This is a genomic window from Ruegeria sp. A4, assembly GCF_056543025.1.
Genome location: NZ_JBQGAW010000002.1, coordinates 175,556 through 188,872, shown reverse-complemented (window position 1 = coordinate 188,872; position 13,317 = coordinate 175,556). Strand labels below are relative to the sequence as shown.

Genomic DNA, 13,317 nt, shown 5'->3' with positions numbered 1-13,317 from the left:
GTTTATCCATCCTTGTCGGTCCGAAACCAAGTTTCCGGGTCCACCGGGGTGTTATCTTCTCTTACCTCTATATAGAGCGTTTCTGGGCGATCAGTTCCAGTGCCATCACCGCTTGTTGACAATATTGCGCCGATTTCCGGCGTTTCACCCGGCATCAGGCCAACCGGAGTGCCTTTGGGGATCACCTGCCCGGGTTGACCATAGACCTCTTGCAAGCCCGAAAACACGAACAACAGGCCCGGTTGCGGCTCCAGAATGACAAGGTTTCCCAAATCCAGCAGTGGCCCGCGATAGCGGATCGTGGCCGCAGTGGGGGATGTTACAAGCGCACGGGAACGGGTGCCGATGACCAGACCAGCGCGGGCGACCCCAGCAGCGTCCGGTTCACCGGCCTTGTGCAGCAAAACGCCCTGCACCGGCAAAGGAATCTGTCCTTTCTGATCCAGGATGCTTGCGTCGGTTTCAATGATCTCGCCTTCTGAAATCTCTGACAGACCGCTTGCAAAGCCATCCAGAGTCTCGGTCGAAGAAATCAGAATGGCCGTGCGCACCGGGTCTTCGACAAACCGACGCGGCAAATCAGTTCGGTCGGCAATCGCTTCGCTCAACCGCGTGCGGGCATCCTGCACACCGCGCAGCCCTTCGGTCAAAGTTTCCGAGGCACTTTGTTGCAGCAGACGCAGGGTCTGAACCTCTTGCAGGTCCTGTGCCAGCGCTTGCGCTTTTGCGTTAAGACCAGGCGTGACCTCGGACAGCATCATTCCGGCCCGCGCCGCGCCCAATGGGCCTGACGGGTGCAGCATCAGCACTGGCGGTGCGGTCGTTTCAATGGTCTGCAATATGCCAAGCAACTGCCTGACGTCCTTTTCACGCGCGCTCAATTGCGCGCTCAGTTGCGCTTCGCGTGTTGCAGCCTTGCGCAGACCAGTCCGCATCGCGCTCAGCCCGGCCTCATAGGCTTGTATCGTTTCGGTCAGCGCCCGCACCCGATCCCTTGCGCCGTCTGCTTCGCTCAGCGAGATCGACGCCTGTTCCAGCATCCTTGCCGCATCCAGTGCCGCCCGAGAAGCGTCGTCCTGGGCAAAGGCCTGACAAGTTGAAAGCAGCATAATCGCTAGGGCGGTCAGCCTCATGACAGCAGGCTTTCTCCGGTCATTTCCGGCGGTTTGGGCAGGTTCATCAAATCAAGCAGAGTCGGCGCCAGATCAGATAACCGCCCCTGACGCACCTGCGCGCCCTCTGGCCCTCCGACCAAAGCTATGGGCACCGGGTTCAGCGTGTGCGCCGTATGCGGACCGCCGGTTTCCGGATCAACCATCACTTCACAGTTACCGTGATCGGCAGTGAGGATCATTGCGCCGCCTGCTTTCTCCACGGCAGCAACGACCTGAGCCAATCCTGCATCAACGGCCTCGCATGCCTTGATCGCAGCTTGAAGGTCGCCGGTATGCCCGACCATATCAGGGTTGGCATAATTGGTTACGATGAGGTCGTAACCTTGTTCGATCGCCTCGACAAACTTGGCTGTGACCTCGGCCGAGGACATCTCGGGTTGCAAATCATAGGTCGCAACCTTGGGTGATTTGGGCATATAGCGGTCTTCACCTTTTTCGGGGGTCTCCTTGCCCCCGTTCAGGAAAAAAGTGACATGGGGGTATTTTTCGGTTTCAGCCAGCCGGAACTGACGCAACCCCTGCTTGGCGACCCATTCCCCGAGCGTGTTCACAATCGCCCGTTTCGGAAAAACCGCGGTCATATATTCGTTGTGACCGTCCGAATACTCTACCATGCCCAGCAGCGCCGACAGTTTCGGCCGCGGCCCGGTTTCGAACTCGGCAAAGCCCGGTTCACCAATCGCGCGCAGGATTTCGCGAGCACGATCTGCGCGGAAATTTAGACAGAAAAAACCATCGCCGTCGGTGACGCCCTTGTAACCTTGCAACACGGTCGGCGTAATGAATTCGTCAGACTCAGACTGGTTGTAGGCGTGGTCCACGGCATCAAGTGCGGTGCTGGCCGCCCTGCCCTTGCCGTTGATCATCGCGTCATAAGCTTCTGCGATCCGTTCCCAACGATTGTCGCGATCCATGGCGAAATAGCGACCGCTTACCGTGACGACACGTGCCCCCTCGGGCAGCCGTTCTTCCAACTGGGAAAAATAGGTCAGCGCAGATTTTGGGGCCACGTCGCGCCCGTCCGTGACCGAATGAAGGGCGACCGGAACACCGGCATCCGTAATGGCCTTGGCTGCAGCGATGATGTGATTCAGGTGCCCGTGAACACCACCATCCGAGACCAACCCCATGAGATGAGCCGTCCCCTCTGAGGATTTGACCTTGGAAATGAATGCCTGCAATGCCTCATTGCCAAAGAACGAACCGTCTTCGATGGCTAGGTCGATCTGCCCCAGATCCATGGCAACAACGCGGCCCGCACCTATATTTGTATGACCGACTTCGGAATTACCCATCTGCCCACTGGGCAGACCTACGTCCGGGCCATGCGTTGTCAGCGTGGCGTGCGGGCATTTGGCCATGATCGCGTCAAAGGTCGGCGTGTTCGCCAGATAGGGCGCATTCGCCTGTGTGTCGTCTGACACGCCCCACCCATCAAGAATGCACAGAACAACGGGTTTGGGGGTTGGCATTGAAAATCTCCGATTACTGCTCTTGGGTCTTCTTCTAGCGTCTGGCCGGCAAGGGGTGAACCATCTTTGCGGCAATTTACGCAGAATTAATCAAACGGCCTGGCGGCTTCGGCCCATCGCCGGAGGACAATGAGCCGCTGCATTTTTCGACGCAAAGCCATCATGGTTTTATCGGTGAAAAACCCGGACAAGACTAGTCTTTGAGGTAACGCGTGTATGGCTTCGCCTTGCGGTTGCGATATTTGACCGTCAGTTCCAGCGGCGTGTCGTTTTCGTCGTAGATGCCGATCATGATGCCCGTGCCCCCGCTTCGGGTCCGCATATCGATCAACTGCTGTTCGGACCGGGTGGTGCGCTGTGACGGGCGGCGCGCCCAGGCAAACAGGTGATCGTACATTTGCGCGATGACATCCGAATGATCCGCACTGTCACCCAGATCCACCAGTTCATCGGGGTCGTTTTCCAGATCGAACAGGATCGGCCTGTACCCGCCCTCGCAATGGATGAGCTTCCACTTTTCATTCGCGACCATGAACATGACCGCATCGCGAACCGATGCATTCAACCGCTGCGCGATGGGAGACGCGGAATAGTCATATTCGCAGATCGCGACCTTTCGGGGCGTTTTGTCGGACTGGCCATGCAGGATCGGCAGCAAAGAATGCCCCTCGAGAATATGCCCGGCCTTTTCGCCGCCTGCCAGTTCCAGAAACGTCGGCGCCAGATCGATCGACTCGACCAGCGCGTCGCAGGTGGTACCGCGCGTGACGTCCGCTTGGGGAGACGGGTCATAAATGATCAGCGGCATTTTGGTTGACACATCGTGGAAGAAAGTCTTCTCACCCATCCAGTGGTCACCCAGAAAATCACCGTGATCCGAGGTCAGCACGATCATCGTGTCGTCCATCCTCCCGGTTTTCTCCATCCAGTCGAACAGACGACCCATCTGGTCATCCGCTTGTTTGATCAGCCCCATATAAGCCGGGATCACCGCCTCGCGGACATCCTCCTGCGAAAATGCCTGCCCGACCTTGGTGTCCATGAAGGCCTTCAGGACGGGATGGGCATTCTTTCGCTCAGCTTCCGAGCGGACCACGGGCACGACAAGTTCGGGCCCGTACATCGAAGCGTAAGGTTCCGGCACGATGTAAGGCCAGTGAGGCTTGATGTAGCTGAGGTGACAGCACCACGGTCCGTCATGGCTGTCCATGAACTCGATTCCACGGGTGGTCAGATATGGTGTTTCACTGTCCTCTTCCGCGATATTTGCAGGTTCGGATGAATTCTTCAGGAACCACCCTGACAGCACGTTGCCATCGGCATCCAGACCGGAATTGGCAAAATCATGCCACGGATTGTCGCTCTCGTATCCCTTGTCTGCTAGGTAATGGTTGTATTTCTTTGCCCCGTCTGGGTCATAGAAACCGTCCGGACCCTCTGCGCGCAACCCGTCATCGCGTTCGAACACGTCAAACCCGCATTCCGCGACGCGGGCCCCGATGATGCTGTCGGGCTCCAGCCCAAGACGGGCCATCCCCTCGGCATCGGCGGCCATATGTGTCTTGCCGACCAGCCAGCAATCCATTCCCGCCTTGCGCAGGTGGTCGCCCAACGTGATCTCACCCACTTTGAGGGGAATGTTGTTCCATGAGGCTCCATGGGAATGCACATAGCGCCCGGTATAGGTCGACATGCGGGAACTGCCGCATATCGGCGACTGGATATAGGCCCGGTCAAAGCGGACACCGCGGGCGGCCAGACGATCGATATTCGGAGTATGCAGATGTGGGTGCCCGTAACAGCTCAGATAATCCCAGCGCAGCTGGTCGAACATGATAAACAGGATGTTCTTTGCCTTGGCCAACGCGGTGCCTCCCCGAAAGTCATAGGGACCTAGTTAGCCACTTCCGTCCGCAGAGCGAAGCAAAACTTGCTTCAGGCCTGATGTTCCATCCGTTCCAGCATCTTCCTGGCACGTTTGCACTGCAACTGATCGCGTAGCGGGCTGTCCGGATCGACATCCTTTTGACACACAACGCATTTATCGGCGCCCGAGATCGCATTCAGGCCACCGCAGCTGCCTTTGATGGTCTTGCCCATCAGCATGACACCCAATGACATACCGACCATGACAAGCGCCAAAAGAATAAAGGCCAGAATAAAAGTGCTCATCTCGGTTCCTGCCTGTCAGTTGGTTCCCAAAGCGTCTTTGAACGCGGTGCTGTGCGACGTAATATAGGCATCTTCGCCGCCTGTCACATCCCGCGAAATGAAGTACACGGCAAGTTTATGCTTTTCCGCGATGTCCATTCCCTTTTCCTGACCCAAAGCCAGCATGGCCGTTGCCCAGGCATCCGCCAACATTGCGTTTTCCGCCAGGACCGTGACAGAGGTCGTGCGATGTGTGATCGGGCGTCCCGTTGTCGGATCGATGATATGCGAATACCGCACACCGTCCTGTTCGAAGAAATTCTTGTAATCGCCCGAGCTGGCCATGCCGCGATCATCCAGGGAAACGATCAATTGAATGCTCTGAGCACCCGTTTCAGGCTTTTCGATGCCAATGCGCCAGGCTTCGCCCTGCTCGTTTTTGCCTTTGGCAACAAGATCACCGCCGATCTCGACAAGGTAATCGTCGATACCGGCATCCTGCAAAGCGCCGGCAACCGCATCGATGCCATAGCCCTTTGCAATCGCCGACAGGTTGATGCCCACCTGCGGATCAGCCTTCGACAGCGTGCCGGCTTCGGTGTCGAGCGTCAGCAAACGGGCTTGCCCGACGCCGCTCAACGCGGCCTCGATTTCGGCATCCGATGGCACCGGATCCTCGGGCTTGCGTGGGCCAAAGCCCCAAAGTTCGATCAGCGGGCCCAGAGTTACATCAAAGGTCCCACCGGTTTTTTCGTGCACGTCATTGGCGGCCGAAAGGACCAATGCGAGTTCGTCCGAGACCGGAACGGGGGCCGTGCTGGTTGAAGCCGAAAAAACGGACACCTCGGATTCTGGATCCCAGTTGGACATTTTGCCGTTCACCTCGGCCAGCGTCTCTTCGACGGCCGCGGCCAATGCGGCCTCATCAAGATCTTCACCGATCGCGGTTATGTTGAAGGTCGTGCCCATCGTTTCGCCCGACAGACGAACCACCTCGGGTTCTTTGTCGAACAAACAGCCGGAAAGAAGGGTGGCAATGGCCAGTAAAGGCATAAGACGCATCGGGCGATCTCCGGGAAATTCTGTGCCCGGCATATGCCAGTGCCCCCCGCCAGAGTCAAACTGCGATCACATCTTCAGCGGCAGGAAACCCAGCACCAAAAGGCCGACCCCCGCCGGCACGCCGAACAACCACGCACGTTTTTGCCAACCCGGCGGCTGCTGCTTCCACGCCATGCGGAAATTGTGGCCACAAACAACAACGGCAAAGAAGATCAATGCCGCTATGGGTGGCGTAAGATAGAGTTCACTCAATGGCTTGAACGTCCTTTCCGGGCCCGCGTTTTTGCCGATCGGCGCAATTGCACCCTATACAGGTCGTTTAGCTGCGCTAAGGTAAAAGGGAAAGACTTTGCAAGAACCACAAGGAGATTGCCCATGGCTCCAACCTCTTACCAGTCGCCTTCGCGTGGCGACAAGTCAGACAAGACGACGTACAGCCAGTCAGCGGAATCGAACCTGTCGCATTCGCAGACAACCGTGGCCAAGCTGCTGGAAGGTAAAGGGGACGCGGTGTTTTCGGTGCGGCCAAATGACACCATCCATTCTGTGGTCAACACGCTGAAGGAAAAGCGGATCGGCGCTGTTCTCGTGACGGATCAGAACGGGGCATTGCAGGGGATTTTGTCAGAGCGCGACATCGTTCGGCGCATGGCAGATACACCCGGCCAGACCCTTCCGCAATCGGTCGAAGACCTCATGACCAGGGATGTTAAGACCTGCACACCGGATGATCTGCTGAATGAAGTTCTGAAAACAATGACCGAGGGCCGTTTTCGCCATATGCCGGTGCTGCGCGACGGTAACTTGTGCGGCGTCATCACGATCGGAGACGTTGTCCACTTCCGTCTCAAAGAGTTGGAATATGAAGCGCTTCGCATGAAGCAAATGATCGTCGGCTAAAGGCCCACTGTTCATCCGGTCGAGGTGAACCGAACACTTCCGACGTTGATCTCGGCGGCTGTCAATCGACCCGAAGCGAAAGCGCCCGTGTCAATCGATACCACCCGGTTCCTGATCCGGGGCAGGTCCACGATGGTGTGGCCATGCACCACCCATTGGCCATCGCTGCGAGCCAGCCTGGGAAACATGGGATGTCCCCAGAGGCAAATCTGGCGATCCTGGGCCTCAATCGGAAGTCGGGGGTCCAGCGCCGCATGAACGAAAGTGACGTTGCCGGTAGTCCAGGTCAAAGGCCGGTCGGCAAGCCAGTTGATCAGGCTTTCCCCCATCTTCAGGCGAAGATCATCCGCCAGTTTTCGAACCTGCTGGTTGTTGTCGATATCCCCGGGCGGTTTCAACCCGAAAGACGCCAGCGTATGTACACCCCCATTTTGAAACCAGAGCCGGGCGTTGCGTTCCGGCGCCTCCAGGAATTGCAACAGAAACTCTTCGTGGTTTCCAAGAAGACATTGAACGCGTCCTCCTGACGTCTCGCTCAGGTGAAACAGGTGGCGCAGGACCTGCGCGCTGTATGGCCCTCGGTCGATGTAATCTCCGACAAACACCAGCAAGCTCTGATCGTCCAGTCTGGGCAACAACGCCTGCAACAAGTCCAGACGACCGTGGATATCGCCCACGGCCGTCACTTTCTCGGCCGGAGCGATGTCGCAAGACACCGCGTTCGTTGTCCGCCCCGCCCTGCGGTCGAACCATCGTCTGATCCAGTTCGTAATCATACATGGTGATCCCTATCCTTCTCGTCCATTGGCGGCAATGAGCATCTGATTGAATCAGCAAAGAGTTGACCAATGACGTCTGGATGTTCGATATGACCTTCGGCGCAGTTCAAAATGTTTGACCCGGCATCAGGGGCAGAACCTTTTGTTCGGCGATGATCGTGCAGGGCGTTTTGAGGGTTCTATGAAACGGGTTTTGATTACGGGCTCTGCGGGGTTCATCGGGTTCCATCTGGCAAAGCTGCTGTTAGAGGAAGGGTTCCGCGTGCATGGATACGACGGGATGACGGATTACTATGATGTGGTCTTGAAACAGCGTCGGCATCAAATTCTGCTTCAGACACCCGGGTTCACGGCAGCCGAGGATCGGTTGGAAAATTTTGATCGGTTGATGCAGGTCGCCGAGGAATTTCAGCCGGAAGTCATCGTTCATCTGGCGGCTCAGGCCGGTGTGAGACACAGTTTGGAACATCCCCGCAGCTATGTTGAATCGAATGTCGTTGGAACATTCAACGTGATGGAAATTGCACGTCAGCATAAGGTGGATCACCTTTTGATGGCATCGACCTCATCCATTTACGGTGCCAACGAAGACATGCCGTTTACCGAGACGGAAAAAGCCGGCACTCAGCTGACCATCTATTCCGCGACCAAAAAGGCGAATGAGGCGATGGGGCATTCCTATGCGCATCTGTGGGATTTGCCGACGACCATGTTCCGCTTCTTTACCGTCTACGGCACCTGGGGACGACCGGATCTGGCGTATTTCAAGTTTGTCGCCGCCATCCTGGATGGTCGCCCGATCGACATTTACAATCACGGCGACATGTACCGGGATTTCACCCATGTCCAAGACCTTGTACGCGGCATCAGATTGCTGATCGACGTGCCTCCGGTGCGGCCAGCCAGCCGTGAGGATATCGAGGACGGAGACAGCCTGTCCCCCGTCGCGCCCTACCGCATCGTGAATATCGGCAACGGAGAAAAAGTGCGCCTGATGGATTTCATCGAAGCCATCGAACAGGCCGTGGGGCAGAAGGCGATCAAGAACTTCATGCCGATGCAGATGGGTGATGTTCATGCCACCTGGGCGGACAATCGGCTGCTACAAAGACTGACGAACTATCGTCCCCGGACAGACCTGAAAGACGGCATCACCCAGTTCGTTGCGTGGTACCGAGATTATTACGGAAAATAACGTAGGCCTATCGCCAAATGAAAGAACCGGCGTCTTCAACGCCGGTTCTTTTTTGTTCCTTACCCGCCGAAATCGTCGAGCATGATGTCTTCGCGGTCCACGCCCAGATCCAGCAGCATGTTGATGACCGACTGGTTCATGATCGGCGGGCCACACATGTAGAACTCGCAATCCTCGGGCGAGGGGTGGTTCTTGAGGTATTCTTCGTACAGAACGTTGTGGATGAAGCCGGTATAGCCTTTCCAATTGTCCTCGGGCTGTGCATCCGACAGGGCCACGTGCCATTCGAAATTGTCGAATTCTTCAGCCAGACTGTCGAAGTCTTCGACAAAGAACATCTCTTTCTTCGACCGCGCACCGTACCAGAAGCTGATCTTGCGGTTGCGGTTCTGAAGACGCTTGAGCTGATCAAAGATATGGCTGCGCATGGGCGCCATACCGGCGCCGCCGCCAATGAAGACCATCTCTTTGTCAGTTTCACGGGCAAAGAACTCGCCGAATGGGCCTGAAATGGTGACCTTGTCACCCGGCTTCAGGTTGAAGATGTAGGACGACATCTGACCCGGCGGAATGCCTTCGGACCCCGGCGGCGGCGAGGCCACGCGGACGTTCAGCATGATCATGCCCTTTTCGTCCGGGTAGTTGGCCATCGAATAGGCGCGCTCGATGGGCTCGGTCACCACCGATTCATATTGCCACAGATTGAAGCGATCCCAATCCTCGCGATATTCCTCTTCAATGTCGAAATCCGTGTATTTCAACTGGTGTGCAGGTGCTTCGATCTGGATGTAGCCGCCGGCGCGGAAGTTCACATCCTCGCCCTCGGGCAGGTCCAGGATCAACGCCTTGATGAAGGTCGCTACGTTTTCGTTCGACCGAACGGTACATTCCCATTTCTTGACGCCGAAGACTTCTTCCGGAACTTCGATATCCATGTCCTGCTTGACGGCCACCTGGCAAGACAGGCGATCACCACATGACGCTTCACGTTTCGTGATATGGCTTTCTTCGGTTGGCAGGATCGATCCGCCCCCCGAATGCACCCGCACCCGGCACTGCGCACAGGTGCCGCCGCCACCGCAGGCTGAAGGAACGAACAACTTCTCGGCAGCCAGTGTCTGTAGCAGCTTGCCACCTGCCGGAACGGAAATCGTCTTTTCGCCGTTGATCGTAATGTTGACGTTTCCAGTCGATACCAGCTTGGATCGGGCGGCCATGATGATGGCCACCAATGCCAGAACGATTACGGTGAAAAGAGCTACGCCTAAGGTAAAGGTTTCCATTAACGCCCCCTTACAGTTTCACGCCCGAGAAGGACATGAAGGCCATAGCCATCAGACCTGCGGTAATGAAAGTAATGCCCAGACCTTGCAGACCATCGGGAATGTCCGAATATTTCAGCTTTTCCCGTACTCCGGCCATTGCGGTGATTGCCAGTGCCCAGCCAAAACCGGAAGACAAGCCATAAGTCGCTGCTTCGGCAAAGTTATAGTCACGCTCCACCATGAACAGCGACCCGCCAAGGATGGCGCAGTTCACCGTGATCAGTGGCAGAAAGATCCCCAGCGCGTTGTAAAGCGGTGGGAAATACTTGTCCAAAACCATCTCGAGTATCTGCACCATCGCCGCGATCACGCCGATATAGGAAATCAGGCCAAGGAAGGTCAGGTCCACATCCGGGAACCCGGCCCAGGCCAGCGCGCCCGGTTTCAGCAGATAGTTCAGCAGCAGGTTGTTGGCAGGCACGGTGATGGCCTGCACGACCATGACCGAAATCCCCAGCCCCAGCGCTGTCGAAATCTTCTTGGACACGGCGATGAAAGTGCACATGCCAAGGAAAAAGCTGAGCGCAAGGTTTTCGACAAAGATGGCCTTTACGGCCAGTGAGATCAGACCTTCCATCAGTGGGCCTCTACCTGCTGAATTTTGTATTCACGCTCTTCCACCTGGTTCGGCTTCCATGTGCGGAAAGCCCAAATGATAAGACCGATGATGAAGAACGCCGAGGGCGGCAGCAGCAACATGCCGTTGGGCACGTACCAGCCGCCATTGTTGACGGTTTCCAGAATGGTGACGCCGAACAGCGACCCCGCGCCAAACAGCTCACGAATGAAGCCGACAAGCAGCAGGATAAGACCATAGCCCATGCCGTTGCCCATTCCGTCGATGAAGGACGCAACCGGAGGGTTCTTCATCGCAAACGCCTCGGCGCGGCCCATCACGATGCAGTTGGTGATGATCAGGCCGACGAAAACCGACAGGGTTTTCGAAATCTCGAAAGCATAGGCTTTCAGGATCTGGTCCACCAGGATCACCAACGACGCGATGATCACCATCTGAACGATGATCCGGATCGAACCGGGGATCTGGTTGCGCAGGCATGAAATGAAGAAGGACGAAAACGAGGTCACGAAGATCACCGCCAGCGCCATTACCATCGACACTTGCAGCGATGATGTCACCGCAAGCGCCGAACAGATGCCCAGCACCTGCAATGTGATCGGATTGTTGTCGACAAGCGGGTCGACCAGCATCTCTTTCTTGGTCTGGGACATCAAATCTCTCCTGCTTGAAGTTTGGCCAGGAAGGGACCATAGCCCGCATCGCCCATCCAGAATTTCACAAGGTTATCGACGCCGACCGAGGTCAGCGTGGCCCCCGCCAACGCATCCACATAGAAATCTGGCCCGGCTGCGGGCTGCGATTTGGCAACGGTAATTTGCAGATCACCTGCTTCGTCGCGCAGCTTTTTCCCGTTCCACAAGGCTTTCCAGCGCGGGTTGTCCACCTCGGCCCCGAGACCCGGTGTTTCACCATGCTGATAGAATTGCAGGCCGTAGATATCGTTGCCGTTGTTTTCAAGCGCGATAAATCCATAGAGCGTCGACCACAGGCCGTATCCGTGCAGAGGCAGGATCACCTTGTCCAGATCCCCCGCATCATCGCGCAGCAGATAGATAACACGGTACTTGGATTTGCGTCCGATACCGGCTGGGTCATTGTCCAGCGCGACGCTCAGCTCTGGATCGCTGGCGGCGGCGATGTCGTCAAACGTGGTCGGATCAAACTGATCATCGACGAAGGTGCCTGTGGACAGCTCCAGCACATGTGGTTCGAAGGCGGCAAAAGCCTCTGTCACGTCGATGCCCGGCTCGAACACGCCCGCAACTTGCAGAACGTTTACCTGTTTGTCCTTCAGGCGGTTGGCCTCTTGCACCGGGCGCAGGCTGACTGCGGCCGCGGACACAACCATCGAGGCGACCAGACAGACGGCAACGGCGATGAAGATCGTCTTGCCAACAGAATCCGGCGAGGCCGCCAGGAACTTGGCCAATGCGCCCTTGGGTGCCTCGTTTTGATCTGGGGATTGCGTATCAGACATGGCGACGCGCCCTCCGTTTGATGTTGGCTTGCACGACGAAATAATCGATCAGCGGTGCAAAGACGTTGCCGAACAGGATGGCCAGCATCATGCCTTCGGGGAAAGCCGGGTTGATCACGCGGATCATCACGACCATGACACCGATCAGAGCGCCGTAGATATAACGCCCTACATTGGTGTGGCTGGCCGAAACCGGTTCCGTCACCATAAAGGCCAGCCCGAAGGCGTAACCGCCCAACACGATGTGCCAGTACCATGGCATCGCGAACATCGGGTTGGTATCCGATCCGATCAGGTTCAACAGCAGGGTAAAGCCGATGGTGCCCGCCAGACAGCCCACAATCAGGCGGTAGTTGGCGATCTTGGTCATCAACAGGAAAGCCAGACCGATCATGCAGGCCAATGTCGATGTTTCGCCAAAGCTGCCCTGAATGGTGCCGAAAAACGCGCTCGACCAAGTGATGCCTTCGGCGGCCAGTGCCTGCACACCTTCGGCCGCAGACACGCCCAATGCAGTTGCGCCCGAGAACCCGTCAACGGGTGTCCAGACTGCATCCCCCGACATCTGCGCCGGATAGGCGAAGTACAAAAACGCCCGCCCCACAAGCGCGGGGTTGAGAAAGTTCTTGCCGGTGCCCCCGAACACTTCCTTACCGATCACAACACCGAAGATGATGCCCAAAGCCACCTGCCACAGGGGCGTCGAAGCAGGCATGATCAGCGTGTAAAGCATTGATGTAACAAGGAAGCCTTCGTTCACCTCATGGCCGCGAACGGTGGCAAAGATGACCTCGAAGATACCGCCCGCGACCAGCGTGACGATGTAGATCGGAAGGAAATACATCAGACCATGCATGACGTTGGCAAAGATGCTGGACGGGTCCAGCGAAATCCCGAACATCTGCAACAAAGCAATCCGCCAGCCGGTGGCCGATTCCGGACCCAGCAAAGCAATCGCCGAGTTCGCCTGATAGCCGGTGTTCCACATCCCCCACAGGATGCAGGGGATCGTCGCGATCACGACATAGGTCATGATCCGCTTCATATCCACATAGGACCGCGCGTGCGGCGCCACCGTGGTCACGGTTTTTGGAGTGTAGATAAAGCTTTCCACCATCTCGTAGATGGGGAAGTACTTTTCGTACTTGCCGCCCTTGGTAAAGTTCGGCTCGATCCTGTCAAAGAAGCTGCGCAAACCCAT

At 56.8% G+C, this 13,317-nt stretch carries 14 protein-coding genes; 2 read left to right on the top strand and 12 right to left on the bottom strand.

What is annotated here, in order from left to right:
* Positions 1–2: 2 nt before the first annotated feature.
* From ACR0E2_RS10160 to ACR0E2_RS10135, 6 genes are all read right to left on the bottom strand, one after another.
* Positions 3–1,133: a murein hydrolase activator EnvC family protein gene (locus ACR0E2_RS10160; protein ID WP_480446306.1), complete on the bottom strand. Its 1,131-nt coding sequence runs from the start codon at positions 1,131–1,133 to the stop codon at positions 3–5.
* Positions 1,130–2,647 carry a 2,3-bisphosphoglycerate-independent phosphoglycerate mutase gene (gene gpmI, locus ACR0E2_RS10155; protein ID WP_480446305.1) on the bottom strand — a complete coding sequence of 506 codons (1,518 nt, stop codon included), beginning with the start codon at positions 2,645–2,647 and terminating at the stop codon, positions 1,130–1,132. Before gpmI ends, ACR0E2_RS10160 begins: the two co-directional genes overlap by 4 nt.
* Positions 2,648–2,840: 193 nt before the next feature.
* Positions 2,841–4,511, bottom strand: a complete 1,671-nt coding sequence (locus ACR0E2_RS10150) for a sulfatase-like hydrolase/transferase (protein ID WP_480446304.1) — start codon at positions 4,509–4,511, stop codon at positions 2,841–2,843.
* Between the two features lie 71 nt (positions 4,512–4,582).
* Positions 4,583–4,819, bottom strand: coding sequence for a (Na+)-NQR maturation NqrM (nqrM, locus tag ACR0E2_RS10145; protein WP_480446303.1), 237 nt, complete (start codon positions 4,817–4,819; stop codon positions 4,583–4,585).
* Between the two features lie 15 nt (positions 4,820–4,834).
* Positions 4,835–5,860 carry an FAD:protein FMN transferase gene (locus ACR0E2_RS10140; RefSeq protein ID WP_480446302.1) on the bottom strand — a complete coding sequence of 342 codons (1,026 nt, stop codon included), beginning with the start codon at positions 5,858–5,860 and terminating at the stop codon, positions 4,835–4,837.
* A gap of 66 nt (positions 5,861–5,926) precedes the next feature.
* Positions 5,927–6,112, bottom strand: coding sequence for a hypothetical protein (locus tag ACR0E2_RS10135; protein WP_170345279.1), 186 nt, complete (start codon positions 6,110–6,112; stop codon positions 5,927–5,929).
* 123 nt (positions 6,113–6,235) lie between these two features.
* Here ACR0E2_RS10135 and ACR0E2_RS10130 point away from each other — a divergent pair, with 123 nt between their 5' ends.
* On the top strand, positions 6,236–6,760 hold the full coding sequence (locus ACR0E2_RS10130; RefSeq protein ID WP_171230375.1) for a CBS domain-containing protein: 525 nt from the start codon (positions 6,236–6,238) through the stop codon (positions 6,758–6,760).
* A gap of 11 nt (positions 6,761–6,771) precedes the next feature.
* On the opposite strand, the gene ACR0E2_RS10125 is transcribed toward ACR0E2_RS10130, so the two are convergent.
* Positions 6,772–7,536, bottom strand: a complete 765-nt coding sequence (locus ACR0E2_RS10125; RefSeq protein WP_480446301.1) for a metallophosphoesterase family protein — start codon at positions 7,534–7,536, stop codon at positions 6,772–6,774.
* A 184-nt stretch (positions 7,537–7,720) separates the two neighbouring features.
* Between ACR0E2_RS10125 and ACR0E2_RS10120 the strand changes: the two genes are divergently transcribed.
* Positions 7,721–8,734 (top strand): NAD-dependent epimerase/dehydratase family protein, encoded by a 1,014-nt coding sequence (locus tag ACR0E2_RS10120; protein WP_480446300.1) that lies wholly within the window; start codon positions 7,721–7,723, stop codon positions 8,732–8,734.
* Positions 8,735–8,793: 59 nt separating this feature from the next.
* Here the strand turns inward: ACR0E2_RS10120 and nqrF are convergent, their stop codons facing one another.
* The 5 genes from nqrF to ACR0E2_RS10095 are packed head-to-tail and all read right to left on the bottom strand — an operon-like array spanning position 8,794 to position 13,317.
* A complete protein-coding gene (gene nqrF, locus ACR0E2_RS10115) occupies positions 8,794–10,017 on the bottom strand; it encodes an NADH:ubiquinone reductase (Na(+)-transporting) subunit F (protein WP_152460186.1) in 1,224 nt (407 codons plus the stop codon).
* A gap of 10 nt (positions 10,018–10,027) precedes the next feature.
* Positions 10,028–10,636, bottom strand: a complete 609-nt coding sequence (nqrE, locus tag ACR0E2_RS10110; RefSeq protein ID WP_050603817.1) for an NADH:ubiquinone reductase (Na(+)-transporting) subunit E — start codon at positions 10,634–10,636, stop codon at positions 10,028–10,030.
* Entirely contained in the window at positions 10,636–11,289 is a 654-nt protein-coding gene (locus ACR0E2_RS10105; protein ID WP_152460184.1) for an NADH:ubiquinone reductase (Na(+)-transporting) subunit D, read from the bottom strand. Before ACR0E2_RS10105 ends, nqrE begins: the two co-directional genes overlap by 1 nt.
* Complete coding sequence (locus ACR0E2_RS10100) at positions 11,289–12,116, bottom strand: Na(+)-translocating NADH-quinone reductase subunit C (protein WP_171636238.1); 828 nt, start codon at positions 12,114–12,116, stop codon at positions 11,289–11,291. The genes ACR0E2_RS10105 and ACR0E2_RS10100 overlap by 1 nt, the downstream gene beginning before the upstream one ends.
* Entirely contained in the window at positions 12,109–13,317 is a 1,209-nt protein-coding gene (locus tag ACR0E2_RS10095; RefSeq protein ID WP_480446299.1) for an NADH:ubiquinone reductase (Na(+)-transporting) subunit B, read from the bottom strand. The genes ACR0E2_RS10100 and ACR0E2_RS10095 overlap by 8 nt, the downstream gene beginning before the upstream one ends.

Bases quoted from the DNA above. Each gene is read 5' to 3' on its own strand.
- ACR0E2_RS10100 (WP_171636238.1), bottom strand. From the start codon at position 12,116: ATGTCTGATACGCAATCCCCAGATCAAAACGAGGCACCCAAGGGCGCA.
- ACR0E2_RS10095 (WP_480446299.1), bottom strand. From the start codon at position 13,317: ATGGGTTTGCGCAGCTTCTTTGACAGGATCGAGCCGAACTTTACCAAG.
- nqrM (WP_480446303.1), bottom strand. From the start codon at position 4,819: ATGAGCACTTTTATTCTGGCCTTTATTCTTTTGGCGCTTGTCATGGTC.
- ACR0E2_RS10160 (WP_480446306.1), bottom strand. From the start codon at position 1,133: ATGAGGCTGACCGCCCTAGCGATTATGCTGCTTTCAACTTGTCAGGCC.
- nqrE (WP_050603817.1), bottom strand. From the start codon at position 10,636: ATGGAAGGTCTGATCTCACTGGCCGTAAAGGCCATCTTTGTCGAAAAC.
- ACR0E2_RS10120 (WP_480446300.1), top strand. From the start codon at position 7,721: ATGAAACGGGTTTTGATTACGGGCTCTGCGGGGTTCATCGGGTTCCAT.
- nqrF (WP_152460186.1), bottom strand. From the start codon at position 10,017: ATGGAAACCTTTACCTTAGGCGTAGCTCTTTTCACCGTAATCGTTCTG.
- ACR0E2_RS10105 (WP_152460184.1), bottom strand. From the start codon at position 11,289: ATGTCCCAGACCAAGAAAGAGATGCTGGTCGACCCGCTTGTCGACAAC.
- ACR0E2_RS10130 (WP_171230375.1), top strand. From the start codon at position 6,236: ATGGCTCCAACCTCTTACCAGTCGCCTTCGCGTGGCGACAAGTCAGAC.
- ACR0E2_RS10140 (WP_480446302.1), bottom strand. From the start codon at position 5,860: ATGCGTCTTATGCCTTTACTGGCCATTGCCACCCTTCTTTCCGGCTGT.
- gpmI (WP_480446305.1), bottom strand. From the start codon at position 2,647: ATGCCAACCCCCAAACCCGTTGTTCTGTGCATTCTTGATGGGTGGGGC.
- ACR0E2_RS10125 (WP_480446301.1), bottom strand. From the start codon at position 7,536: ATGATTACGAACTGGATCAGACGATGGTTCGACCGCAGGGCGGGGCGG.